This window comes from Streptomyces sp. SID14515, from assembly GCF_010548505.1.
Classification (GTDB): domain Bacteria; phylum Actinomycetota; class Actinomycetes; order Streptomycetales; family Streptomycetaceae; genus Streptomyces; species Streptomyces caviscabies.
In genome coordinates, this window is the sequence record NZ_JAAGMH010000081.1 from 25,744 (window position 1) to 47,924 (window position 22,181).

The 22,181-nt window shown below is 73.5% G+C and carries 26 protein-coding genes; 8 read left to right on the forward strand and 18 right to left on the reverse strand.

Annotation, left to right across the window (positions count from 1 at the left end; genetic code table 11):
* The first annotated feature begins 72 nt into the window (after positions 1-72).
* Positions 73-1,296 carry a methyltransferase domain-containing protein gene (locus G3I54_RS16945; protein WP_164615627.1) on the forward strand — a complete coding sequence of 408 codons (1,224 nt, stop codon included), beginning with the start codon at positions 73-75 and terminating at the stop codon, positions 1,294-1,296.
* Between the two features lie 171 nt (positions 1,297-1,467).
* Here the strand turns inward: G3I54_RS16945 and G3I54_RS16950 are convergent, their stop codons facing one another.
* The 3 genes from G3I54_RS16950 to G3I54_RS16960 form a co-directional block, all read right to left on the reverse strand.
* The gene (locus G3I54_RS16950; RefSeq protein ID WP_239144406.1) at positions 1,468-2,256 is read right to left on the reverse strand and encodes a hypothetical protein; all 789 of its coding nucleotides are present in this window, start codon (positions 2,254-2,256) and stop codon (positions 1,468-1,470) included.
* A 47-nt stretch (positions 2,257-2,303) separates the two neighbouring features.
* Positions 2,304-2,768 (reverse strand): VOC family protein, encoded by a 465-nt coding sequence (locus G3I54_RS16955; RefSeq protein ID WP_164615629.1) that lies wholly within the window; start codon positions 2,766-2,768, stop codon positions 2,304-2,306.
* A gap of 140 nt (positions 2,769-2,908) precedes the next feature.
* On the reverse strand, positions 2,909-4,372 hold the full coding sequence (locus tag G3I54_RS16960) for an MFS transporter (RefSeq protein WP_164615631.1): 1,464 nt from the start codon (positions 4,370-4,372) through the stop codon (positions 2,909-2,911).
* Between the two features lie 129 nt (positions 4,373-4,501).
* Here G3I54_RS16960 and G3I54_RS16965 point away from each other — a divergent pair, with 129 nt between their 5' ends.
* A complete protein-coding gene (locus G3I54_RS16965; protein ID WP_164615633.1) occupies positions 4,502-5,221 on the forward strand; it encodes a TetR/AcrR family transcriptional regulator in 720 nt (239 codons plus the stop codon).
* A 21-nt stretch (positions 5,222-5,242) separates the two neighbouring features.
* Here the strand turns inward: G3I54_RS16965 and G3I54_RS16970 are convergent, their stop codons facing one another.
* From G3I54_RS16970 to tsaB, 4 genes are read right to left on the reverse strand one after another with little or no spacing between them, the layout of a single operon-like run.
* Positions 5,243-5,512, reverse strand: a complete 270-nt coding sequence (locus G3I54_RS16970) for a hypothetical protein (protein ID WP_164615636.1) — start codon at positions 5,510-5,512, stop codon at positions 5,243-5,245.
* Positions 5,509-6,633, reverse strand: coding sequence for a tRNA (adenosine(37)-N6)-threonylcarbamoyltransferase complex transferase subunit TsaD (gene tsaD / locus G3I54_RS16975; protein ID WP_164615638.1), 1,125 nt, complete (start codon positions 6,631-6,633; stop codon positions 5,509-5,511). Before tsaD ends, G3I54_RS16970 begins: the two co-directional genes overlap by 4 nt.
* On the reverse strand, positions 6,633-7,121 hold the full coding sequence (rimI, locus tag G3I54_RS16980) for a ribosomal protein S18-alanine N-acetyltransferase (protein WP_164615815.1): 489 nt from the start codon (positions 7,119-7,121) through the stop codon (positions 6,633-6,635). The genes tsaD and rimI overlap by 1 nt, the downstream gene beginning before the upstream one ends.
* Before the next feature lie 23 nt (positions 7,122-7,144).
* Positions 7,145-7,792: a tRNA (adenosine(37)-N6)-threonylcarbamoyltransferase complex dimerization subunit type 1 TsaB gene (tsaB, locus tag G3I54_RS16985; RefSeq protein ID WP_164615817.1), complete on the reverse strand. Its 648-nt coding sequence runs from the start codon at positions 7,790-7,792 to the stop codon at positions 7,145-7,147.
* A 134-nt stretch (positions 7,793-7,926) separates the two neighbouring features.
* Between tsaB and G3I54_RS16990 the strand changes: the two genes are divergently transcribed.
* The gene (locus G3I54_RS16990) at positions 7,927-8,523 is read left to right on the forward strand and encodes a L,D-transpeptidase (protein WP_203686512.1); all 597 of its coding nucleotides are present in this window, start codon (positions 7,927-7,929) and stop codon (positions 8,521-8,523) included.
* Between the two features lie 102 nt (positions 8,524-8,625).
* Here G3I54_RS16990 and G3I54_RS39510 read toward each other — a convergent pair whose 3' ends face one another.
* From G3I54_RS39510 to glmS, 8 genes are all read right to left on the reverse strand, one after another.
* Positions 8,626-8,817 carry a hypothetical protein gene (locus G3I54_RS39510; protein WP_164615641.1) on the reverse strand — a complete coding sequence of 64 codons (192 nt, stop codon included), beginning with the start codon at positions 8,815-8,817 and terminating at the stop codon, positions 8,626-8,628.
* A 147-nt stretch (positions 8,818-8,964) separates the two neighbouring features.
* The gene (gene tsaE / locus G3I54_RS17000; protein ID WP_164615643.1) at positions 8,965-9,510 is read right to left on the reverse strand and encodes a tRNA (adenosine(37)-N6)-threonylcarbamoyltransferase complex ATPase subunit type 1 TsaE; all 546 of its coding nucleotides are present in this window, start codon (positions 9,508-9,510) and stop codon (positions 8,965-8,967) included.
* Positions 9,479-10,714: an alpha/beta hydrolase gene (locus G3I54_RS17005; protein WP_164615645.1), complete on the reverse strand. Its 1,236-nt coding sequence runs from the start codon at positions 10,712-10,714 to the stop codon at positions 9,479-9,481. Before G3I54_RS17005 ends, tsaE begins: the two co-directional genes overlap by 32 nt.
* A complete protein-coding gene (alr, locus tag G3I54_RS17010; RefSeq protein WP_164615647.1) occupies positions 10,711-11,880 on the reverse strand; it encodes an alanine racemase in 1,170 nt (389 codons plus the stop codon). The genes G3I54_RS17005 and alr overlap by 4 nt, the downstream gene beginning before the upstream one ends.
* Before the next feature lie 60 nt (positions 11,881-11,940).
* Positions 11,941-12,318 (reverse strand): DUF488 family protein, encoded by a 378-nt coding sequence (locus G3I54_RS17015; RefSeq protein WP_164615649.1) that lies wholly within the window; start codon positions 12,316-12,318, stop codon positions 11,941-11,943.
* 21 nt (positions 12,319-12,339) lie between these two features.
* Positions 12,340-13,788, reverse strand: coding sequence for an NAD(P)H-hydrate dehydratase (locus G3I54_RS17020; protein ID WP_164615651.1), 1,449 nt, complete (start codon positions 13,786-13,788; stop codon positions 12,340-12,342).
* Positions 13,789-13,946: 158 nt separating this feature from the next.
* A complete protein-coding gene (locus tag G3I54_RS17025) occupies positions 13,947-14,315 on the reverse strand; it encodes a holo-ACP synthase (protein WP_030084374.1) in 369 nt (122 codons plus the stop codon).
* 45 nt (positions 14,316-14,360) lie between these two features.
* Positions 14,361-16,208: a glutamine--fructose-6-phosphate transaminase (isomerizing) gene (glmS, locus tag G3I54_RS17030; protein ID WP_164615653.1), complete on the reverse strand. Its 1,848-nt coding sequence runs from the start codon at positions 16,206-16,208 to the stop codon at positions 14,361-14,363.
* A 177-nt stretch (positions 16,209-16,385) separates the two neighbouring features.
* Here glmS and G3I54_RS17035 point away from each other — a divergent pair, with 177 nt between their 5' ends.
* Both G3I54_RS17035 and G3I54_RS17040 read left to right on the forward strand, forming a co-directional pair.
* On the forward strand, positions 16,386-16,646 hold the full coding sequence (locus G3I54_RS17035) for a hypothetical protein (protein ID WP_203686514.1): 261 nt from the start codon (positions 16,386-16,388) through the stop codon (positions 16,644-16,646).
* Positions 16,647-16,728: 82 nt separating this feature from the next.
* The gene (locus G3I54_RS17040; RefSeq protein ID WP_164615655.1) at positions 16,729-17,106 is read left to right on the forward strand and encodes a hypothetical protein; all 378 of its coding nucleotides are present in this window, start codon (positions 16,729-16,731) and stop codon (positions 17,104-17,106) included.
* 59 nt (positions 17,107-17,165) lie between these two features.
* On the opposite strand, the gene G3I54_RS17045 is transcribed toward G3I54_RS17040, so the two are convergent.
* Positions 17,166-18,539 carry a BTAD domain-containing putative transcriptional regulator gene (locus G3I54_RS17045; protein WP_164615657.1) on the reverse strand — a complete coding sequence of 458 codons (1,374 nt, stop codon included), beginning with the start codon at positions 18,537-18,539 and terminating at the stop codon, positions 17,166-17,168.
* A gap of 199 nt (positions 18,540-18,738) precedes the next feature.
* Here G3I54_RS17045 and G3I54_RS17050 point away from each other — a divergent pair, with 199 nt between their 5' ends.
* Complete coding sequence (locus G3I54_RS17050) at positions 18,739-19,266, forward strand: hypothetical protein (protein WP_164615658.1); 528 nt, start codon at positions 18,739-18,741, stop codon at positions 19,264-19,266.
* Positions 19,267-19,294: 28 nt separating this feature from the next.
* Here G3I54_RS17050 and G3I54_RS17055 read toward each other — a convergent pair whose 3' ends face one another.
* Both G3I54_RS17055 and G3I54_RS17060 read right to left on the reverse strand, forming a co-directional pair.
* Positions 19,295-20,188, reverse strand: a complete 894-nt coding sequence (locus tag G3I54_RS17055; RefSeq protein WP_164615660.1) for a hypothetical protein — start codon at positions 20,186-20,188, stop codon at positions 19,295-19,297.
* 301 nt (positions 20,189-20,489) lie between these two features.
* A complete protein-coding gene (locus G3I54_RS17060; RefSeq protein ID WP_164615662.1) occupies positions 20,490-20,909 on the reverse strand; it encodes an ATP-binding protein in 420 nt (139 codons plus the stop codon).
* Positions 20,910-21,050: 141 nt separating this feature from the next.
* On the opposite strand from G3I54_RS17060, the gene G3I54_RS17065 reads away from it, so the two are divergent.
* Positions 21,051-21,893 carry a helix-turn-helix transcriptional regulator gene (locus G3I54_RS17065; RefSeq protein WP_164615664.1) on the forward strand — a complete coding sequence of 281 codons (843 nt, stop codon included), beginning with the start codon at positions 21,051-21,053 and terminating at the stop codon, positions 21,891-21,893.
* Entirely contained in the window at positions 21,890-22,081 is a 192-nt protein-coding gene (locus G3I54_RS17070; protein ID WP_164615667.1) for a DUF397 domain-containing protein, read from the forward strand. Before G3I54_RS17065 ends, G3I54_RS17070 begins: the two co-directional genes overlap by 4 nt.
* Positions 22,082-22,181 lie beyond the last annotated feature (100 nt).

Genomic DNA, 22,181 nt, shown 5'->3' on the forward strand with positions numbered 1-22,181 from the left:
CGCCTCCGGCCCCGACACCGCGAGCGGACCGGCCCCGTCCCCCGGCCGGCCCACACCGGGACACCGGCCACAATGGACCGGGTGAACGCATCGACCCCCGCCGCCCCGTCCGACGACCCCGCCGGCGCCGCCTTCGCCGCGCTGCGCACCCCCGAGGGCGAGCAGCTGCTGGCCGAGCTGCGCGACCACGACCCCGCCGACGAGCTGGCCACCGCGACCCGGCTGCGCCGCACGCATCCGGCGGAGCTGGTCTCGGCGGCGCTCGGCCAGGCCCGGCTGCGGCAGCGGGCGGTGGCGAAGTTCGGGGCCGAGGACGCGTACCGGATGTACTTCACGCCCAACGGCGTCGAGCAGGCCACCCGCACCTCGGTCGCCGCCCACCGCGCCGCCCGGTTCGCCGGGCTCGGCGTGCGGAGTGTGGCGGACCTGTGCTGCGGCATCGGCGGCGACGCGATCGCGCTGGCCCGCGCCGGGATCTCCGTGCTGGCCGTGGACCGCGACCCGCTCACCGCCGAGGTGGCCCGCGCCAACGCGGAGGCGCTGGGGCTCGCGGACCTGATCGAGGTGCGGTGCGCCGATGTCACCGAGATCGACACCTCGCCGTACGACGCGGTCTTCGTGGACCCGGCGCGGCGCGGCGGCCGGGGCAGGATCTTCGACCCGGAGGCGTACTCACCGCCGCTGTCCTGGGCGACGGCCGCCGCGCTGAAGGCTCCGAGGGCGGCGCTGAAGATCGCCCCGGGCATCCCGCACGAGGCGATCGGCCCGGAGGCGGAGGCCGAGTGGATCTCGGACGGCGGCGATGTGAAGGAGGCGGTGCTCTGGTACGGGGAGGGCTTCGCGCCCGGTGCGTTCCGGGCCACGCTGCTGCCCTCGGGGGCGACCCTGACCGCCCCGGCCCCGCTGCCCGCCCCGCCGGTGGGCCCGGTCGGGCGCTATCTGTACGAGCCGGACGGCGCGGTGATCCGGGCCCATCTGGTCGCCGACATCGTGGAGCGGTGCGGCGGGCGGCTGGTGGACGAGACGATCGCGTACGTCACGAACGACGAGCCGTACTCCTCCCCGTACGTCGCCGGGTACGAGATCACGGACCGGCTGCCCTTCAACATGAAGAAGCTGAAGGCGCTGCTGCGTCAGCGGGAGGTCGGCGTACTGACCGTCAAGAAGCGCGGTTCGGCGGTCGAGCCGGAGGAGCTGCGCCGCCGGATGAAGCTCGCCGGACCGAACGCGGCGACGGTGTTCCTGACCCGGGTGGCGGGGGCTCCGACGATGCTGGTCGGCCATCCGCTGGGGTGAGCCGGGCGCTTCGACCGCCGCCCGGCGGACCCACCCAGCCCGTCCGGCGTTCGAGGACGGAACCGTCGAGCACGTTCTCGGGTGCGGACAAGGGTGTCCCCTGCCACGGGGCCCGTAAGGGGCTCGCCCACCAGGCGAAGGGTTCCGTCCTCAAACGCCGGACGGGCTGGATCAGCGGTGGCCGGGCCCGCCGGTGCGGACGAAGGGCGGGCGCACAGGCCCGGACTCCGGCGCGGCCGACGGCCGTACGGTCCCGTCCCCGGTCCCCGCACCGCCCCCGGTCCCGGCTCCGCCCCCGGCTCCGAGACCGGGGGCGGTGCCTCCTCCGCCCCCGGTGCCCAACAGGACGCCCACCACCCAGCGGCGGTGCGCCAGGGCCGTGACCGCGCCGATCAGCGCGGTCAGCCAGGCGACCATGCCGACGCCCATCATCAGGGCGACCAGCCCGTACGTGTCCCGGCCGGGCCGTGCGCTCGCGGGCCCGATGACGCACAGCGCCAGCCCCACCGCGCCCAGGCCGAACGACAGCAACAGCCAGGTGAGGCTCATCTCGGGCATCCGCAGCCGCCGGTCGCGCTCCGGGTCGCGCGCCAGCGCGCCCCAGGCGGTGAGCAGCGTGCGGACCTTCCGGTCCCGGGAGACGCCGACGCAGAGGAAGACGACGGCCGGGATCAGGACCGCCGCGCCGATGACCAGGCTGACGGCGCCGCCGATGACGCTGACGAAGTCGACCAGGTCGATCGCCTGCTCGAACATGACGATCCCGGTGCCCACCAGGCTCCAGCCGATCGCGGCGAGCGCCGCCCACATCCACAGCAGCCCCAGCCGCCCCGGCCCCACGTGCATCTTCACCAGCTCGCCCAGGACCACCGCCCGGTCGGCGAGCATCGCCTCGCGGTCGGGCCAGGAGCGGATCTCGACGGGCGGCGGGGGTGGTGGCAGCGGGGCACGGCGTGGCATGCGCAGAACACTACCGATGCGCCGCGGTCACCACCGAAGCCGTGCGGTCAGGCGTCGCGCAGCGCCTGGACGTCCAGCTTGCCCATGCCGAGCATGGCCTTGACGACGCGTTGCGCCCGCTCCTTGTCCGGGCCGGTGACCAGCCGTTGCAGCTCGTTCGGAATGACCTGCCAGGACACCCCGAACTTGTCCTTGACCCAGCCGCACTGGCCCTCCTCGCCGCCCTCCGAGAGCGCCGCCCAGAACCGGTCCACCTCGGCCTGGTCGGCGCAGTCGACGGAGAGCGAGATCGCCTCGGTGAACGGGAACTGCGGTCCGCCGTTGAGCCCGATGAAGTCCTGGCCCGCGAGCCGGAAGTCGACGGTGAGCACGGAACCCGTCTCGCCGGGGGCCTCTTCGCCGTAGTAGGTGATGTCCCCGATCCGGGAGTCGCCGCCGAAGATCGCGACGTAGTGCTCGGCCGCCTCCTTGGCCTGGCCGTCGTACCAGAGACAGGGGGTGATCTTCTGCATGGTCTTCTCCTCGTCGGGCCGTCCACGCGTCCGGGCCGGCCGGTCCGGACCTCGTGGAAGGTAGACCCGGCCCGCCGCCCGAACTCATCGGACACGCCCCGGACCCGCGCGGGGACGCCCCGTACCGCACCCGTACGGGCTCAGCGGGAGGCCGCGCCGCTGTCCGGCTCCACGGCCGCCGGGCCCGCGGCCCCGGCCCGGCGCTCCGCCGGCAGCAGGACGTACGCCGCCAGCGCGGCCGCCGCCAGCAGGCCCGCGGCGGCCCAGAAGGCGGCCGCGTACCCCGAGGACAGCTCGGTGAGCCCGGTGGAGCCGCCGGTGACCTGGGCGGCGATGGTCACGAGCACCGCGAGGCCGAGCGAGCCGCCGACCTGCCGCGAGCTGTTGAGCAGCCCGGAGGCCATGCCGGTCTCGCCGGGGGCCACATCGGTCGTGGCGGCCGTGCCGAGCGGGACGAAGCACAGGCCGATGCCGAAGGAGCAGAGCAGCGACGGGCCGAGGATGGAGACGAGGAAGCCGCCGTCGACCGTGGCGGTCGCCGCGAACCAGGCCATCCCGAGCGCGGCCAGCGTCGCGCCCACCGTCATCAGCCGGCGGATGCCGAGCGCGGCGACCGCGCGGGTGGCGAGGACCGAGCCCGCGACGACGCCCACGCAGAAGGGCAGGAACGCGAACCCGGCGGCGGTCGGCCCGAATCCGAGGACCAGCTGCATGTAGAGCGAAACGAAGTAGAACGCGCCGAACTGGGCCGAGGCGAGCAGCAGACAGAACAGGTTCGCCGTCAGCACCGGCCGCCCCTTCAGCAGGCCGGGTCGGAGCAGTGGCGAGGCGGTCCGCAGTTCGACGGCGACGAAGGCGGCCAGCAGGACCACCGCCGCGCCGAGGGAGGCGAGCGTGGTCGCAGAACCCCAGCCGTGGTCCGAGGTCCGCACCAGTCCGAGGACCAGCAGCGTCGTCCCGGCCGTGGCCAGCAGCGCCCCGGCGACGTCCAGCCGGGCCCCGGTCCGCCGCTGTCCGCCGACGGATCCGGTGCGCGCGGCGGCGGCCAGTGCGAAGGCGACGATCGGCACGTTGACCAGCATCACGGACCGCCAGCCGGTCGCGTCGGTGAGCACACCGCCCGCCAGCACCCCGACCGCGCCGCCCGCCGCGCCCGCCATGCCCCACAGCCCGAGCGCCCTGGACCGGGCGGGCCCGGCCGGGAAGGCGAGGGTGATCAGGGCGAACGCCACCGGGGCGAGGGCGGCCGCGCCGACGCCCTGCACCGCGCGCGCCGCCACCAGCGAACCGGGCGACCAGGCGAGCCCGCCCGCCAGGCTGGCCAGTCCGAACAGGACCAGACCCGCCGTCAGGACGCGGCGCGGGCCCGCCAGGTCGGCGAGCCGGCCGCCGAGCATGAGGAGCCCGCCGAAGGCGAGGGCGTAGGCGTTCACGACCCACAGCAGCCCGTCCCCGCCGAAGCCGAGGTCGCTGCGGATGTCGGGCAGCGCGACGTTCACCACCGACATGTCCAGCGACACCAGGAACTGCACGGTGAGCGCCACCACCAGCAGCCACCGCGCATGCCGCTCCCCCGCGCCCGGTTCCTTCGTCGTCCCGCCCATGACGTCCCCTTCCCCACGATGTGTTTCTCGATGTGTTCCTCGGTGTGTCCCTCGACCGAGAATTACCATACACGTATAGAAAATAGACGCGCCGGTACGGAGAGGGAGCCGTAAGGGGAGAATGCCCAGGTGTCAGGCAGCGAGAAGACCGAGAAGAAGACCACGAAGAAGACGACCGGCACGTCCGGGCGGCCCGTGGGGCGGCCCCGGCGGCTGGACCCGGACGTGATGGTCGCCACCGCGCGCCGCATCGTCGAGGAGGAGGGCGTGGCCGCCCTGTCCATGCGGCGGGTGGCTAAGGAGCTGGGCAGCACGCCGATGGCGCTCTACCACTACGTGCAGGACAAGGACGAGCTGCTGATGCTCACCCTGTCCGGCACGGCGGCGGCGTTCCCGCGCCCGGAGCTGCCGGAGGACCCGCGCGAGCGGATCGTGGCGGTGGCCGCGCACATGCACGACATCATCGGCCGGATCCCCTGGGTGCTGGACGTCCTGGCGCTGGGCGAGCTGACCGACCGCAACGCCCTGTGGATGGTGGAGGAGATCGTCGACTGCGCGCTGGCCTGCGGCCTCTCACCGGCCCGCTCGGTGCGGGCGTACCGGACGATCTGGAGTTACGTCTACGGCGACCTGGTCTTCCGCAGGGCGGCGGCCCGCCGGGCGGAGAACCCCTCGCGCCGGGAGTTCTTCCCGGAGATGATCACCGAGGAGGACGCGGCGGAGCTGCCCCGGCTCGCCGGGGTCAAGGACCGCTGGCGGGAGTACGCCGCCGGCTACGAGACCGTCGAGGAGCTGGACGCGATCGTGGACGGCCTGATCCGGCGCGGAACCCGGGGCGCGGGAGCCTGAGGCACCCGGCAGCCCCGCCGCTCAGCCCACCGACTCGAAGCGCCAGCGGTGCACCGGGCGGGTGATCAGGGCGGCGTCGGGCTCGGGGAGTTCGGGCAGGTCGTCGGCGTACGAGGCGTCCTGCCACCACGTCATCACCAGCACCCGGTCCTGCGGGGCGCGCAGGAGTTCGCGGCGGTGGGGTTCGCGGGCCAGCTCGGCGGCCCGGGCGCGGGCCCACTCCAGGAGCTCACCGCCCCGGCCCTCCACGGCCCGGGCCTCCCACATCAGGACGACGGTCGCGCCACTCATGAGTACAGGTTGTCCTTGCTGATCTCGTGCACATGGTCGTGATCGTGGGCGTGGCTGTGACTGTGGCGGTGCGCGGCCCCCGGCACATGCGGCTCCGTGACCGGCAGCGAGGAGTCGGCGGACAGCTCCAGGTCGGAGGGGCGACGGTTGCGGGCGACCATCTCCGCGCCGAGCGCCGCGACCATCGCCCCGTTGTCGGTGCAGAGCCCCGGGCGCGGCACCCGCAGCCGGACGCCGGCCCGCTCGCAGCGCTCCTGGGCCAGGGCGCGCAGCCGGGAGTTGGCCGCGACGCCGCCGCCGATCATCAGGTGGTCGACGCCCTCGTCCTTGCAGGCCCGGACCGCCTTGCGGGTGAGCACGTCCACCACGGCCTCCTGGAAGGACGCCGCCACATCGCGTACCGGCACCTCCTCGCCCGCCGCGCGCTTCGCCTCGATCCAGCGCGCCACCGAGGTCTTCAGGCCGGAGAAGGAGAAGTCGTACGGGGCGTCGCGCGGGCCGGTCAGACCGCGCGGGAAGGCGATGGACTTCGGGTCGCCCTCCTTCGCCAGCCGGTCGATGACCGGCCCGCCGGGGAAGCCCAGGTTCAGCACGCGGGCGATCTTGTCGAACGCCTCGCCCGCCGCGTCGTCGATCGTCGCGCCGAGCGGGCGGACGTCGCTGGTGATGTCGGGAGCCAGGAGCAGGGACGAGTGCCCGCCGCTGACCAGCAGGGCCATCGTCGGCTCGGGCAGCGGTCCGTGCTCCAGCTGGTCGACGCAGATGTGCGAGGCGAGGTGGTTGACCCCGTAGAGCGGCTTGCCGAGCGCGTACGCGTACGCCTTCGCGGCCGAGACGCCGACGAGCAGGGCTCCGGCGAGCCCGGGGCCCGAGGTGACGGCGATCCCGTCGAGGTCGCGGGCGCTGACGCCCGCCTGCTTCAGGGCGCGCTCGATGGTGGGGACCATCGCCTCAAGGTGGGCGCGGGAGGCGATCTCCGGGACGACGCCGCCGAAGCGGGCGTGGGTGTCGACGCTGGAGGCGACGGCGTCGGCGAGCAGGGTCGTACCGCGCACGATGCCGACGCCGGTCTCGTCGCAGGAGGTCTCGATGCCGAGTACGAGGGGTTCGTCGGCAGCCATCATTCAGTCCCGGTCTCTGCTGCGTGCTCGTGCACGGCTTGCTCTTGCATGGTCAGGCGCATGACGAGCGCGTCGATGTTCCCCGGCTGGTAGTAGCCGCGCCGGAAGCCGATCGGCTCGAAGCCGAAGCGCTCGTAGAGCTTCTGCGCGCGGGTGTTGTCGACCCGCACTTCGAGGAGCACGGTGGCGCTCTCGAAGGCGGTCGCGGCCTTCAGCAGGTCGGTGAGGAGTTCGGAGCCGAGGCCGGTGCCCCAGGCCTCGCGGCTGACCGCGATCGTCTGGACGTCGGCCAGGTCGCCGAGGGCGGCGAGCCCGGCGTAGCCGACGATCCGCCCGGTGACGGGGTCCTCGGCGACGACGTAGTGGCGGGTGGCGCCGGGGCCGCGGGCGTGCGCCAGCTCGGACCAGAACATGCCGGGCGACCAGGCGTCGTCCGGGAACAGCGCGTGTTCGAGCTCCAGCACCGGTGCGATGTCCCACCAGCGCATCTCGCGCAGTACGGCGGTGGCGCTCACTTCGGGGTGACCACCTTGTAGTTCTTCGGGACCTGGGCGTCGGGCCGGCGCAGATAGAGCGGCTGCGGCTCCAGGAGATCCTGTCCGGCGGCCAGCCGCTCGGCGGCGAGCGCGGCGAGCGCCCCGGCGGCCACGTGCTCGGGGCCGCGCGCGTCCGGGAAGGACTCCGGATAGAGCCTCGCGCCCGCGCCGACCACGGGCAGCCCGGCGAGGGCTTCGGCGATGTCGGCGGGCCGGTCGACGGCGGGTTCGCCCGTACGGGTGCGGGCGTCCTCGTACCGCGCCCAGTAGACCTCCTTGCGGCGCGCGTCCGTCGCCACGACGAACGGCCCCTCCAGGCCCTCCTGCCCGGCGGCGTACGCGAGGCCGTCCAGGGTGCACAGGCCGTGGACCGGTACGGAGAGGGCGGAGCCGAAGGTGGCGGCGGTGACCAGGCCGACCCGCAGGCCGGTGTACGGGCCGGGGCCGACGCCCACGACCACGTCCGTCACGGCGTCGAGCTTCGTCCCGGCCTCGGCGAGGACCCGGTCGACGGCGGGCAGCAGCAGCTCCCCGTGCCTGCGGGCGTCGATCTGTCCGGAGGAGGCGATGACGGACGTACCGTCGTGCAGGGCGACGGTGACGGCGGGCGTGGCGGTATCCATGGCGAGCAAGAGCACGCAAACAGCCTACGGCTCCGCCGACGGCGTTACGGCGTCCGTACGGCGTCCCGGTCCGCGCACGCGCTGCTGCTACCGTCACCGGGTATCCGCGGGTACGACGTAAACGCTTGTACGACATGCGGCAGGCGGCGCCGAAAGGGGAGTTCACGGTGGCAAGGAGCAGCTCGGGAATCGTGGCCGGGCTCACTGCGGCGGCGGTCGCCGCGGTCGCCTTCCTCGCTTACCAGGCCTCGGCGAACGCCCCCGACTCGGTGGCGTCCACGCCCGGCCCGAAGACGTCCGCCACGGCCTCGGCGCAGCCCTCCGCCAAGCCGAAGCCCCCGGCCGACCCGCTGGCGGTCCCGGCCGCCTCCGGCAAGGGCGAGCGCGTCGTGTACGCGCTGAAGGACCGCCGGGTGTGGCTGGTCGACGAGAACGACAAGGCGATCCGCACCTTCACCGTGATGCCGAGCCCCGTCAGCCCGCCGCTCGGGGCCCACCAGGTCACCTCTCGCTCGGGCACGGTCCAGGGCTCGGACGGCGTCCCGATCGAGCACGTGGTCCGCTTCGCGAACGTGGACGAGGTGGCGATCGGCTTCAGCGCGGCCCAGGACGGCTCGATGGCCAGCCCGGACCCGACGTCGAAGACCGGCGGCGTCCGGATGAAGCGCGCGGACGGCAACGCGATGTGGACCTTCGCGACGGTCGGCGCGAAGGTCGTCGTCGTCCCGTAGGCGGCGTCCGGCGGATCGCGGCCGTCCGTCCGTAGGCGGCGTCCGGCGGATCGCTGCCGTCCGTCCGTAGGCGGGGCGTCCGGCGGATCGCTGCCGGGTCCGTTACGCGGCGTCGCGCCTGGCCGGCGGGGGCACCGCGGCGCGGGCTTCGCCGTCGTCAGCCTCCTCCGCAGCGTCGCCCGGCGGGGTGGAGACCGCGGTGGCCGCGGCGCACGAGGCCAGCAGGTCTCTCATCGACAGGGCGGACGGAGTCGGTCGCGGCTGCGGTCGCGCTGCGCGCTCGGGCGTCGGCATGGATGCCTCCTGGGTGCTCCGGTGGAGGGCGTGGTTAGGTAAACCTAACCACGTCTCGTACCCATGTGACCACGACCACGGTCCCCCGCGCAACAATTTACCGACAGCTTGTCGGGAAGGGTAGAGCCGGACGCCACGGACCGGGCGTTACGCCAGGTCCTCCCGCAGCCCCGCCCAGCGCGCCCCGATGCCGACCAGGGTCACCTCGCGCCGCTCGTCGTCGGTGTCGCCGGTCGCGCGGTCGATGAGGACCCGCAGCCGGTCCTCGGCCAGCTCCTCGACCTTGCCGTCGCCCCACTCCACGACCACCACCGACTCCGGCAGCGACACGTCCAGGTCCAGGTCCTCCATCTCGTCGAGGCCGCCGCCCAGGCGGTACGCGTCGACGTGGACCAGGGCCGGGCCCTGGACCAGTGAGGGGTGGACGCGGGCGATGACGAAGGTGGGCGAGGTGACCGCGCCGCGCACGCCGAGGCCCTCGCCGAGGCCGCGGGTCAGCGTCGTCTTCCCGGCGCCCAGTTCGCCGGTGAGCATGACCAGGTCGCCGGGGGCCAGCACGCGGGCGAGGCGGCGGCCCAGGTCCTGCATCTGTTCGGGGGACGTGACGGTGAGCGTCACGGTGACGGCCTCGGGCACGGCCCCCGCGGGGGCGGGAGCGGTCTCAGCGGCCGGGCTGTTGTGCGGTGCTTCCATGTCCGCCAACGTTAGCGGCCGGCACCGTGCCGCTGCGTACGAGCAGGTCGGCCAGCCGGTCCGTGACCGTCTCCGGGTGCTCCAGCATCACCAGGTGCCCGGCGTCCGGCACGATCACCAGCTCGGCGTCGGGCAGGACGTCCGCGATGGCCTCGCTGTGCGAGCTGGGGGTGACCAGGTCCTTGTCCCCGGCCAGGATCAGCACCGGCACATCCCGGAACGCGGGCAGCGCGCCGCTCTTGTCGTGCTCGGTGAAGGCCGGGTAGAACTCGGCGACCACATCGATCGGGGTGGACTCGATCAGCCGTTCCGCGAACCGGGAGACGGCCGGGTCCACGTCCCGCGAACCGAACGAGTACCGCTTGATCAGCCCGGCGAAGAGGTCCGCCGTGGCCCGCCGGCCCTTCTCCACCAGCTCCGTCTGCGAGCCGAGCGCCTTCAGCACCCCGGGCAGCACCCGGCGCACCGCGTTCACGCCCGCCACCGGCAGCCCGAAGTTGACCTCGCCGAGCCTGCCGCTGGAGGTGCCGACCAGGGCGACGGCGGCGACCCGGTCGCGGATCAGGGCCGGGTACTGGTCGGCCAGCGCCATCATCGTCATGCCGCCCATGGAGTGCCCGACCAGCACCAGCGGGCCCTCGGGGGCCGCCGCGTCGATGACCGCCTTCAGGTCGCGGCCGAGCTGGTCGATGCCGACCGGCACCCCGTCCGCCTGGGCCCGCCCGCGCCCGGAGCGGCCGTGGCTGCGCTGGTCCCAGTAGACGCAGCGGACGAGACCGCGCAGCGCGGCCCGCTGGAAGTGCCAGGAGTCCTGGCCGAGGCAGTAGCCGTGACTGAAGACGACGGTGACCGGGGCGGGGGCCCTGCGTCCGAAGAGGCGACGGCGACGGGTGCCGGAGGCGCCCTCGTCGGCCGCCGCCTGCGCGTCCTCCACCTCGTCGACCTCGTAGTACAGCTCGGTGCCGTCGTCGGCGACGGCCCGGCCCGGCGTGCCGCGCAGCGAGCCGTAGGGCCCGGTGGCGTCCAGCGCGAGACGGGCCTTCTTGCGCATGCCGCGCCCGACGGTGAGCCGCTCGACGGCGACCCCGGCCGCCGCGCCCGCGGCGAGCACTCCTATCGCGGCCCCGGCGATCCCCGCCCGGCGCCAGCCCGCCGCCGTGGCGGCGGTCGCGGCCACCACGTCCCCCGCGCTGCTCTCGCTCACTGCTGTCCGCCCCCGGTCGGATCGGTCGTCCCGTTCACGTACACCCTGGGTACCCGGGTGCCGATGCGCGTGACGATCTCGTACGCGATGGTGTCGGCGGCGTCCGCCCAGTCCTGCGCGGTCGGCTCGCCCCGGTCGCCGGGCCCGAACAGCACCGCTTCCGCGCCCGCCTCGGGCCGGTCGCCTTCGAGGTCGACGACGAACTGGTCCATGGCGACCCGGCCCGCGACCGTGCGCGTCCGCCCGCCGACCAGGACGGGGCCCCGGCCCGACGCGTGGCGCGGGACGCCGTCCGCGTAGCCGACGGGGATCAGGCCGAGGGTCGTCTCGGCCGACGTCGTGTAGTGGTGGCCGTAGCTGACGCCGTGTCCGGCCGGGGCGTCCTTGACCAGGGCGACGGACGCGGCGAGCGTCATCACCGGGCGCAGCCCGAGGTCGGCGGAGGTGCCCAGCTCGGGGGCGGGCGAGATGCCGTACATCGCGATGCCGGTCCGGACGAGGTCGAAGTGCGCCTCGGGGATCGTGAGCGTGGCCGGGGAGTTGGCCATGTGCCGCACCTCGGGCTCCACGCCCTCCTTCTCGGCGTACGCCACCATGTCGCGGTAGACATCGAGCTGGGCGGCGATCGAGGGGTGGCCCGGTTCGTCGGCGCAGGCGAAGTGGGACCACAGGCCGGTGACCCGGACGCGTCCGGTCCGCTCGGCGGCCAGCGCCTCGGTGACCAGTTCGGGCCAGTCGGCGGGCTGGCAGCCGCCCCGGCCGAGGCCGGTGTCGGCCTTGAGCTGGACGCGGGCCGGGCGGCCCGCGGCCCCGGCGGCGGCGACGACCTCGCGCAGCGCCCACATACCGCCGACCGACACGTCCAGGTCGGCCTCGATCGCCTCGCGCCAGGGGCCGCCGGGCGTCCACAGCCAGCACATGATCCGGCCGTCGAGTCCGGCCGCCCGCAGGGCGAGGGCCTCGTGCGGGGTCGCGGTGCCCAGCCAGGTCGCCCCGGCCTCCCGCGCGGCCCTGGCGCAGGGCACCGCCCCGTGCCCGTATCCGTCGGACTTCACCACGGCCATGAGCTGCGCACCGGCCGCCCGCTCGCGCAGGACGCGCACATTGGCGCGCAGCGCGGCGAGGTCGATCTCGGCACGGGCTCTCAAGGACGCTGTCTCGTTCATCGCGCCCAGTCTCTCAGAGGCCCCGGCCGCCTCCCCGGCAGCGCACGCCGATATCCGGACTTATGTACGTTTCATCACATGCTGGAGGTGGTCGACCAGGACCGGGACATGGCTGTCGGCCACATCCTTGACGGCGGTGATCAGCGTGACGGGCCCGCCCTCGCGCACGAGGCCGACGAGCCGCTCGACCGCCTCCGTGTGCGCCGGGTCGTCCAGCTCGGCGCGGTAGCGCTCGACGAACTCCTCGTGCCGGTCCGCGCGGTCCTGGTGGTACCAGGAGCGCAGCTCGTCCGAGGGCGTGACGTCCTTCAGCCATACGCCGATCGCGGCCCGCTCCTTGGAGACGCCCCGGGGCCAGAGCCGGTCGACCAGCACCCGGGTGCCGTCGGCGTCCTCGACCGGGTCGTAGGCCCTGCGTACGCGTACGGGTTCGCTCACGTTCTCCACGATCGCCCCGGCTCACCCCGCCCGCACGTCGCGCCAGGCCGCCGGGATGCCGTCCGCGACGTCCTGCGCGGAGACCGGCGCGCCGTCCGAGCCGTGCCGGGCGGCGAGTCCGTGCAGATAAGCGCCGACGGACGCGGCGTCGCGCGGGGCGAGCCCGGCCGCGAGCAGGGAGCCGGTCAGCCCGGAGAGCACGTCGCCGCTGCCCGCCGTGGCCAGCCAGGACGTACCGGTCGGGTTGACCCGTACGGGGGTGTCGCGGGCCTCCGCGATCAGGGTCGTGGAGCCCTTGAGGAGCACGGTGGCGCGGTAGCGGGCGGCCAGTTCGCGCACCGCGGTCAGCCGCCCGGCCTCGACCTCCTCGCGGGCCGTGCCGAGCAGGGCGGCGGCCTCCCCGGCGTGCGGGGTCAGGACGGTCGGGGCGGTCCGGGTGCGTACGGTCTCCGCGTCCAGCAGCCGCAGCCCGTCCGCGTCGACCAGTACGGGGACGTCGGCGGCGAGCACATCGGCGACGGCCGCCTCCGCGCTCCGCCCGTCGCCGAGCCCGGGCCCGACCACCCAGGCCTGAACCCGCCCGGCCTTCGACGGCGGCCCGGCGTGCACCAGCGCCTCGGGGAACCGGGCGATCACCGCGTCCGCGCCCGGTCCGACGTACCGCACCGCCCCGGCCCCGCCGCGCAGCGCGCCCGCGACCGCGAGGACCGCCGCGCCCGGGTAGCGCTCGGACCCGGCGACGACGCCGACGACCCCGCGCCGGTACTTGTCGCTCTCCGCGCCCGGCACCGGCAGCAGCGCCGCGACGTCCGCGTACTGGAGCGCCTCCAGGTCCGGCGGCTCGGGCAGCTCCGGGCCGAGCCCGATGTCCACCAGCCGCAGCGCGCCCGCGTGTTCGGCGGCCGGGTCGATCAGGAGGCCGGGCTTGTAGGTGCCGAAGGTGACCGTCGCGTCCGCCCGGACCGCGTCGCCGTGCACCTCCCCGGTGTCGGCCTCCACCCCGCTCGGCAGGTCGACGGAGAGGACCGGGGTACGGTCCCGGGTCACCGCGTGCAGCAGTTCGGTGGCGTCCTCCCGCAGCCCGCCGCGCCCGCCGATGCCGGTGATGCCGTCCACGACGAGGTCGAGCGCGCCGAGCCCGTCCGGCCCGTCGACGACCCGTCCGCCGGCCGCCAGCAGTGCGGCGAGGCCGCCGGGGTGCGCCCGGTCGGGGGCGAGCAGCAGGGCCCGCACGCCCGCGCCCCGGCGGGCGAGGCGGGCGCCCGCGTACAGCGCGTCGCCGCCGTTGTCGCCGCTGCCGACCAGGAGCAGCACCCGGGCCCCGTACACCCGGCCGTTGCGCCGCAGCAGATCGCCGCAGGCCACGGCGAGCCCGGCGGCGGCGCGCTGCATCAGGGCGCCCTCCGGCAGCCGCTGTATGAGGGCGGCCTCGGCGGCCCGTACGGTCTCCACGCTGTAGGCACGTCGCATGGTCCAACCCTCCGCGATCACGAGGGCCGACGCCACCCCCGCAGGGCGTGGCGGACCGGTTCGGCCGTGCGGGTGCTCCCCCGTACGCGATGGCCGTCGCGCGAACCGCCGGGCTCCCCCGTACGCGATGGCCGTCGTGCGGGCCCCGGTGCTCACGCTCACCCCTCCGCGATGACCACCGCCGACGCCACGCCCGCGTCGTGGCTGAGCGAGACGTGCCAGCCGCGCACGCCCAGTTCGGCGGCGCGGGCGGCCACCGTGCCGCGGACCCGCAGCCGGGGCTGCCCGCTCTCCTCGACCCAGACCTCAGCGTCGCTCCAGAGCAGCCCGCCCGGTGCGCCGAGCGCCTTGGCCAGGGCCTCCTTCGCGGCGAACCGGGCGGCGAGCGAGGCGATACCGCGCCGCTCGCCGCTCGGCAGCGTCAGCTCGCTCCCGACGAAGAGCCGGTCGGCCAACTGGGGCGTACGCTCCAGCGCCGCGCCGAACCGCTCGATCTCGGCCACATCGATGCCGACTCCGATGATCACGAACCCACCCTCGCCATCCCCATCAGCCGGGACGCACGCCCCGGTTCACTCCACGGTCACGGACTTCGCCAGATTGCGCGGCTGGTCCACTTCGTTGCCGCGGGCCGTCGCGAGCTCGCAGGCGAAGACCTGGAGCGGCACGGTGGCGACCAGCGGCTGAAGCAGCGTAGGCGTTGCGGGGACGGTGATGAGGTGGTCGGCGTACGGGACGACGGCCTCGTCGCCCTCCTCGGCGACGACGACGGTGAGCGCGCCCCGGGCCCGGATCTCCTGGATGTTGGACACGATCTTGTCGTGGAGGACCGAACGCCCGCGCGGTGAGGGCACGATGACGACGACCGGCAGGCCCTCCTCGATGAGCGCGATCGGCCCGTGCTTCAGCTCGCCGGCCGCGAAGCCCTCGGCGTGCATGTAGGCGAGTTCCTTGAGCTTGAGCGCGCCTTCGAGGGCGACCGGATAGCCGACGTGCCGGCCGACGAACAGCACGGTGTCGTGGTGGGCGAGGGACCGGGCCAGCTCGCGCACCGGCTCCATCGTCTCCAGTACGCGGTCGACCTCGCCGGGGACGGCGGAGAGCTGGCGCACCACCGTACGGATCTCGTCGCCCCACTTGGTGCCGCGCACCTGGCCGAGGTAGAGCGCCACCAGGTAGCAGGCGACGAGCTGGGTGAGGAAGGCCTTGGTGGAGGCGACGGCGACCTCGGGCCCGGCGTGCGTATAGAGGACGGCGTCGGACTCGCGCGGGATGGTCGAGCCGTTCGTGTTGCAGATGGCGAGCACCTTCGCGCCCTGCTCGCGGGCGTGCCGCAGGGCCATCAGGGTGTCCATGGTCTCGCCGGACTGGGAGATGGCGACGACGAGGGTGCGCTGGTCCAGGATCGGGTCGCGGTAGCGGAACTCGCTGGCCAGCTCGGTCTCGCAGGGCAGCCGGGTCCAGTGCTCGATGGCGTACTTGGCGATCATCCCGGCGTGGAACGCGGTTCCGCAGGCGACGATGACGACCTTGTCGACCTCGCGCAGTTCGGTGTCCGGGATGCGCACCTCGTCGAGGTGGAGCGCGCCCTCGCCGTCGATCCGGCCGAGGAGGGTGTCGGCGACGGCCTGGGGCTGGTCGGCGATCTCCTTGAGCATGAAGGAGGCGTAGCCGCCCTTCTCGGCGGCGGAGGCGTCCCAGTCGACGTGGTACTCGCGCACCTCGGCGAGCTCTCCGTCGAAGCCGGTGACGGTGACGCCCTCGCGGCTCAGCTCGACGACCTGGTCCTGGCCCAGCTCGATCGCGGAGCGGGTGTGCGCGATGAAGGCGGCGACGTCGGAGGCGAGGAACCACTCGTCCTGCCCCACGCCCACGACGAGCGGCGAGTTGCGCCGGGCGCCGACCACCACGTCCGGCTGGTCCGCGTGCACGGCGACGAGGGTGAACGCCCCCTCCAGCCGCCGGCACACCTGCCGCATCGCGTCCGCGAGGTCGCCGCCCGACGAGAACGCCTCGGCCAGCAGATGCGCGACGACCTCGGTGTCCGTATCCGATTCCAGGGCGTGCCCGCGCCCGGTCAGTTCGCGGCGCAGCGCCGCGAAGTTCTCGATGATCCCGTTGTGCACGACGGCGACCCGGCCCGCGTTGTCCAGGTGCGGGTGGGCGTTGACGTCGGTGGGCGCTCCGTGCGTCGCCCAGCGGGTGTGCCCGATGCCGGTCCGCCCGGCCGGCAGCGGCCGGTCGCCCAGCTCCTTCTCCAGATTGACGAGCTTGCCCGCCTTCTTCGCGGCGGCGAGCCCGCCGTCCGCGAGAACGGCGACGCCCGCCGAGTCGTAGCCCCGGTATTCGAGGCGCTTGAGTCCTGCGACGACGACGTCCTGCGCCGACTGTCCACCGACATAACCCACGATTCCGCACATAACGGCACCCTAAGGCCGGAAGGCGGATTCCGGGCCTCTTGAAAACTTCCGGAAGAGCGCCGTCGGCGGAGCAGCCGCGGGGCTGTGCCGCCATGCCGTCGTGCGGGTGACGCAACCAGCGCCCTCACACCGGGTAAGCGGCGCATCCGGCGTTCCCGCACCGAAAGGAATCCCGTCGTGCCACCCACCGTGTGGAGCAGACGCCGCGTCCTCACCACGCTCTCCGCGATGACCGCCGTACCCGCGGACGATTTCAAGAAGAATCTGGGCACGTTCGCACTGAGCGCCCTGTTCTTCGGGAAGGGCCGAGCCGTGGCCCATGTGTCCAAGAAGGTCGGCAGCAGCCTGTCGGGCATCGCGGACGAGGTCGGCATGAAGGTGTCCGGCTTCCTGGAGGACACGACGACGGCGGCCATCGGGCTGCTGAACTGGAGCTGACCGGGGCTGATCGAGCCGGGTGGGCGGCGCCGGACACGGCACCGCCCACCCGCACCGGGAACGAACAGGTGGGAGAACAAGGGTGCAGGCAGAGAGCTTGACGGCGGCGCAGTGGTGGATCGTGGCCCTGGCGACCTCCGCGGTGTTCCTCGCGGCGGTCCACTTCACCTTCAGGAACGGCAAGGCCACGCTCCTCTCCTTGATCGCACCCGTCCTCGGTGGCATCACCGTCCTGGGCGCCGCCGGCGTACGCGACCACGCGGAGGTGGAGGCGCTGGTCATGTTCTCCGCCTCGATGCTCGCCGTGGCACTGCTGGTGCTGGCGCTCAAGCCGGAGCTGCCGAGGATCAGGGCGGCGGCCCTGGCCGGTGAGACGTACGAGATGCCGAAGTGGAAGACCGGCCTGTACGGGGTGCTGGCGGTGGCGTTCGCGGTGACGGTGGTGTTCGTACTGCTGTAGGAAGCCAGGAGGCACGGCGCCTGTATGCGCGGGTCGTGAACAGGAAGGTCCCACCGGTCTCAGCACGACGGCACCCGCCGGCTCTCCCCCACCGGCTCGGCCCGCCCGCAGACGCCCATGCTGCACCAGCGGCGGCGGCCGCCCGCGTCGAGGAAGAGCCACCCGCAGTCCTTCCCCGGGCAGACCCGGACGGTGAGGCGGCGCGGGTGGGCGAGCAGGTCCGCGGCGCGCTGGGCCACGGCGTACAGCGGAAGCCGGAGCCCGGACTCCGGATGGGGTCTCCACCGCCCGAGGCCGTCCTCACCCCGGACGAAGGCGGCATGGCGCACGGCCTCCTGGATCACCTCGGCGGCCCGCGCGAAGGCCCCGCTGTCGCCCCGGCCCGCCGGCCCCTCCGTGAGGCACCCGTACAGCGCACTCCGGAACTCCCGCGCCGCCGCCAGTACGGCGCTCGCCTCCTCGGGCCGCTCCTCCGCGGTGCGCAGCAGCCGGACGACCGTACGTTCGTCGACGAGGTCCAGGTGCCCGGCCCAGACCACGAGCGTGCGGTAGCCGCAGAGCCACTCCGAACCGGCCCGCCGTCCGCCGCCCCACCCGGCGTAGGTGTTGCAGAACTCCAGGGCCGGATCGCCGCTGGTGTTCCACGGCAGCCACTCGCCGCGCACCCGGACGGCGTACGTGGGCGTCGCGGCCTGCCGCAGGGCCGGGTCGTCGCGGCGGACCCGGTCGTACAGGGTGCGCAGCTCCTCGCCGGGCTCGGCGTCGAAGGCGGACCGCAGGGCGCTGCGCGTGGCCCGGTAGAGCTGGAGCGCCTCCGCCGACCGGCCGCCGCGGTGCAGGGCGACCATGCTGTCCGCGACGAGGCGTTCGCGTTCGGGGTGCTCCTCGGCGAGCGGGGGCAGTTCGGCGGCCACGCGCTCGTGCCGCCCGAGCGAGAGCAGGAGCCGGGCGCGTTCCTCCGCCGCCGAGAGCCGCAGCGCGGCGAGCCGTCGGCCGATCCGGTCGCGCAGGGCGTCGGCCGCGACGTCGGCGAGGAGTTCGCCCCGCCACAGCGCCAGCGCTCGGTCGTAGCGGAGCACCCGCTCCTCGTCGTCCACGGCCGCCGCGGCCTCCCGCACCCCGTCCTCGAAGTTCCGGGTGTCGATCACATGGTCGTCGGCACGGAGTAAATAGCCGTCGTTGCGGGTCTCCAGGTGTACGCCGTCGGGCCCGAGGGAGGCGCGCAGCCTGCCGATGTACGTGTGCACGGTGGAACGCGCCCCGGCCGGGGCCTCGCCGTTCCACAGCAGGTCGATGAGCCGGCCGGTCGGGATGGTCCGGCCCGCCTCCAGGAGGAGGACGGCCAGCAGGCACCGCTCCTGGCGGCGCAGCCCCGCGAGTACCGGACGCCCTCCGTGCCGCGCGGCGAAGGGTCCGAGCAACTGGAATTCCATCGGCAAAGCATCCAACTGCCGCCGCCCGCAAGGCCAGACCTTGCCTACATCCGCGCCTGTGTCGTGGCGAGTCCGTCGTGGTGAGTCTTTGGTGAGCCCCCCGGAGCATCCTTCGGCGAACAGCACGAACAGCACGAACAGCACCACGAGCAACACGCGATCACCCGATACACCCGATCCCGACCTATGGAGAGTTCACATGCGCAGCATCGTTCTCGGCGCTCTCGGCGCGGCCTGCCTGGCCGTGGTGGCGCTCGGCACGGCCCCCGTGGCGACGGCGGCCCCGGCCAAGGCCGCTCCGCAGGGATCCGGCTGGGAACCGGCCCCTTCGGACCCGTGGGACGTCCCGGCGGGAGAGCGGTGCGCCTTCCCCATCCACGGCGAGCCCATCGTGGACGAGGTCGTCCGCCGCGAACTGCCCTCGCCCGGCGAGGGCGTGACGCGCAGCTTCTACAAGGGCGACCTGGTGGTCCGGGTGACGAACAAGGAGACCGGGGCCTATTACGACGCCGACTCCAGCGGTGTCGCCCTGATCGACGAGTACGCCGACGGGGCCCAGCGCTGGCACATCCTCGGCCCGGTGCTCCTCGGCGTGGGCGAGGGCAATCTGCCCCGGGGCATGTGGCTGGTCAACGGCGCGTACAAGCTCCAGTGGAGCGCGGACCGCGTCAAGACCGTGTCCGGCGCGGTGCTGTCCAAGACCGACGTCTGCGCACAGATCGACTGAACAGCAGCGGGGCGGCGGGCCGTTGACCTCACGCACTGAGCAGGGACGGCTCGCCGCCGCACGCACGGACCTCGCCGCACGCCCCGCAGCACCCCGGCACGGACGACCGGAAGGCGCGGTCGCAGTCGTCGCAGGTCTGGAGGGGCACGACGGGCACGGAGGCGGGCAGGGGCGGCGGCAACAGCGCGATGAGCCGGTGCCGCAGCAGCTTCGCCGGGTGCCGGAGGGGTACGGGCGGATCATCGGTGAGCGCGAACCGCACCGCGTCCGGCCGCACGCCCCGCTCCAGCCAGGCGGCGACGCCGGGCGTGAGCCGCTCCACGTCCGCCTCGGAGAGGACGAAGAGGGGCGCGCCGACGTGCAGCCCGGCGAGCAGCCGCGCGGCCTCGGCGGACAACGCGGCGCTGGGCTCGCACGGGAGGGGCAGCGGCGGGGGCGGCGGCTTGGGCGCGGTGGGCGGCGGCACGAGACGGGGCGGGGGCGGGGGCGCGGCTTCCGTCACGGGCACGGGCACGGCCTTCGTCTCCGCCTGCGGCTCCGGAGCGGGCACGGGCACGGCCCTCACCGCCAGCCGGGCCGCCGCCTCCGGGTGGTTGTACGACTCCGTACGCGTGGCGAATCGGCCACCGCAGCCACGCTCCCGGGTCCGGCGCAGAAACCCGTGCCGCTCCAACTCCCGCAGCGCGGCGGCGATACGTACCTCGCTCTCCGGGAAGATCGCGGCCAGCGCCTTGACGCCGACGCGCCGCCCGGCGGGCAGCGACTGGATGTGGGTGCCGAGGCCGATGGCCAGCAGGGACATGCCCCGGTGCTGGGAGAGCCGGTTGGAGATGATCGTGTAGCCGTCGGTGAGCCGGATGTTGATGTGTACGACACCGGCGGACGGGGCGCGCGAGGGCGCGCTAACCTGCTGGGTACCCATCGGGAAGCTCCTACTTCCTCGGTGGTCAGGCCTTCGGTCGGGATGCCAGTCCCGGCCGGGGGCCGTCTCATGTCTGGTGTTGTGGTCAGCGCGAGCATATGCCCGCCAACAGGTCATAAATCCAGCCCGGTTGGCACACTTCACCCATGTGAGTGACCAGGGGGTTGGGTCGGGTTATTTCTCCCGTAATCAAAGACAAGTACTTAAAAGCTTTTACGTCGTGGGTCACCGCGTCGCGGTGGACCGCGACGCGGTGACCCACGATCCCGGCGGCCTCTCCCGCCCCACCGGATCGCGGCCGTCACGACCCGGTGAGAGCCACCTCCGCCCAGACCGTCTTGCGCGGGAACGGCCCGTGCTCCGTGCCCCACCGCACCGACAGCGCCTCGACGAGCAACAGCCCGCGCCCGCCCTCGGAATCGGTGACCGGGTCCCGCTTCACCGGGTCGCGGTCACCCCGGGTGTCGACGACCTCGATCCGCAGCACGTCGTCGTACACGCTCAGCAGAATCCGGAAGTCCCGGCCCGGGACGTGACCGTGCAGCGCCGCGTTGGTCGCCAGCTCACCGATGACGAGGCTCGCATCCTCCAGCGGCAGCCCCCAGGAACGCAGCTGTTCGGTGGCGAGCAGGCGGGCGAGCCGGGCGCCCCGACGGGTGGCGGAGAGCTGGACGGCGAACTGTCCGGTGCGTGCACGCGGTTGGGTGATTTTTCGGTTCACGTCACTCAGCGTGGCCGCGCGTATCTACGCTGAGAAGGACTGACACGGGTACGGACCGTCACTGTCCCTGGTGTGTACAGGCCTGTCCCCGTACGTACGGTGCCCGCCGCGCGGGCGCACGGGATGAAGGCGGGACGGCAGATGATCGACGGAACCGAAGAGGACCGGGAGTTCGGCCTGGAGGACGACTCCGGCGCGGTCATCGCGGCCGTGGGCCGGCAGATCAAGCTGTGGCGCGAGGAAGCCGGATTACGCGCCGCCGAGCTGGGCTCGATCATCGGGTACAGCGAGAACCTCGTCTTCAAGGTCGAGGGCGGGAAGCGCATCCCCAAGCCGGAGTTCCTGGACAAGACGGACGCGGCCGTCGGGGCGAACGGCAAGGTCTCGGCGATGAAGAAGGACGTGGAGGAGGCGCGGTATCCGAGGAAGGTCCGCGACCTGGCGAAGCTGGAGGCGGAGGCGATCGAGCTCGGCGCGTATGCCGGGGTGGTGATCCACGGGCTGCTCCAGACCGAGGAGTACGCCCGCGCGCTGTACGCACAGCGGCGGCCCGCGTACGCGGAGGACGACATCGAGCGCCTGGTGGCCGCTCGGATGGCCCGGCAGGTGGTCTTCGACCGCCGCCCCGCTCCGCTGCTGACCTTTGTCCAGGAAGAGGCGACGCTCCGGCGGCGGACCGGGGGCAGAATGGTCCTGCGACGCCAGCTCGAACACCTGCTTGAGCTGAGCCAGTTGCGGCATGTCGAGATCCAGGTCATGCCGATGGACGCGGACGAGCACGCGGGTCTGGGCGGCTCGCACCAAGTCCTTAAGCTCAAGGACGGAAAGACCGTCGGGCACAACGAGGTTCAGCTCATCAGCGGGCTGATCACCGATCCGAGGCAGGTGCAGATCCTGGAGATGCGCTACAACCTGCTCCGGTCGCAGGCCCTCACGCCCCGGCTGTCGCGGGAATTCATCGAGAAACTGCTGGGAGAGACATGAGCACCCCCGAGCTGATCTGGTTCAAGAGCAGCTACAGCACCAACGACGGCCCCGAGTGCGTCGAGGTCGCCACCGCCCCCACCACCGTCCACGTACGCGACTCCAAGCAGCTCCCCGGCCAGGGCCCCCACCTCGGCTTCGGCCCGGCCGCCTGGAACGACTTCGTCGCCTACGCAGCGCAGGACTGAGCAGATCAGGCCGTCTCGTCCGTTTCCCCGCCTCCGCCGCCTCCGGGAGGAGATGCTTGCTCTCGGCAGCGGCACGACAGCGTGCTGTGATCGGGAGGCA

Bases quoted from the DNA above. Each gene is read 5' to 3' on its own strand.
- G3I54_RS16945 (WP_164615627.1), top strand. From the start codon at position 73: ATGGACCGGGTGAACGCATCGACCCCCGCCGCCCCGTCCGACGACCCC.
- G3I54_RS16950 (WP_239144406.1), bottom strand. From the start codon at position 2,256: ATGCCACGCCGTGCCCCGCTGCCACCACCCCCGCCGCCCGTCGAGATC.
- G3I54_RS16955 (WP_164615629.1), bottom strand. From the start codon at position 2,768: ATGCAGAAGATCACCCCCTGTCTCTGGTACGACGGCCAGGCCAAGGAG.
- G3I54_RS16960 (WP_164615631.1), bottom strand. From the start codon at position 4,372: ATGGGCGGGACGACGAAGGAACCGGGCGCGGGGGAGCGGCATGCGCGG.
- G3I54_RS16970 (WP_164615636.1), bottom strand. From the start codon at position 5,512: ATGAGTGGCGCGACCGTCGTCCTGATGTGGGAGGCCCGGGCCGTGGAG.
- tsaD (WP_164615638.1), bottom strand. From the start codon at position 6,633: ATGGCTGCCGACGAACCCCTCGTACTCGGCATCGAGACCTCCTGCGAC.
- rimI (WP_164615815.1), bottom strand. From the start codon at position 7,121: ATGCGCTGGTGGGACATCGCACCGGTGCTGGAGCTCGAACACGCGCTG.
- tsaB (WP_164615817.1), bottom strand. From the start codon at position 7,792: ATGGATACCGCCACGCCCGCCGTCACCGTCGCCCTGCACGACGGTACG.
- G3I54_RS16990 (WP_203686512.1), top strand. From the start codon at position 7,927: ATGCGGCAGGCGGCGCCGAAAGGGGAGTTCACGGTGGCAAGGAGCAGC.
- G3I54_RS39510 (WP_164615641.1), bottom strand. From the start codon at position 8,817: ATGCCGACGCCCGAGCGCGCAGCGCGACCGCAGCCGCGACCGACTCCG.
- tsaE (WP_164615643.1), bottom strand. From the start codon at position 9,510: ATGGAAGCACCGCACAACAGCCCGGCCGCTGAGACCGCTCCCGCCCCC.
- alr (WP_164615647.1), bottom strand. From the start codon at position 11,880: ATGAACGAGACAGCGTCCTTGAGAGCCCGTGCCGAGATCGACCTCGCC.
- G3I54_RS17020 (WP_164615651.1), bottom strand. From the start codon at position 13,788: ATGCGACGTGCCTACAGCGTGGAGACCGTACGGGCCGCCGAGGCCGCC.
- glmS (WP_164615653.1), bottom strand. From the start codon at position 16,208: ATGTGCGGAATCGTGGGTTATGTCGGTGGACAGTCGGCGCAGGACGTC.
- G3I54_RS17045 (WP_164615657.1), bottom strand. From the start codon at position 18,539: ATGGAATTCCAGTTGCTCGGACCCTTCGCCGCGCGGCACGGAGGGCGT.
- G3I54_RS17050 (WP_164615658.1), top strand. From the start codon at position 18,739: ATGCGCAGCATCGTTCTCGGCGCTCTCGGCGCGGCCTGCCTGGCCGTG.
- G3I54_RS17055 (WP_164615660.1), bottom strand. From the start codon at position 20,188: ATGGGTACCCAGCAGGTTAGCGCGCCCTCGCGCGCCCCGTCCGCCGGT.
- G3I54_RS17065 (WP_164615664.1), top strand. From the start codon at position 21,051: ATGATCGACGGAACCGAAGAGGACCGGGAGTTCGGCCTGGAGGACGAC.
- G3I54_RS17070 (WP_164615667.1), top strand. From the start codon at position 21,890: ATGAGCACCCCCGAGCTGATCTGGTTCAAGAGCAGCTACAGCACCAAC.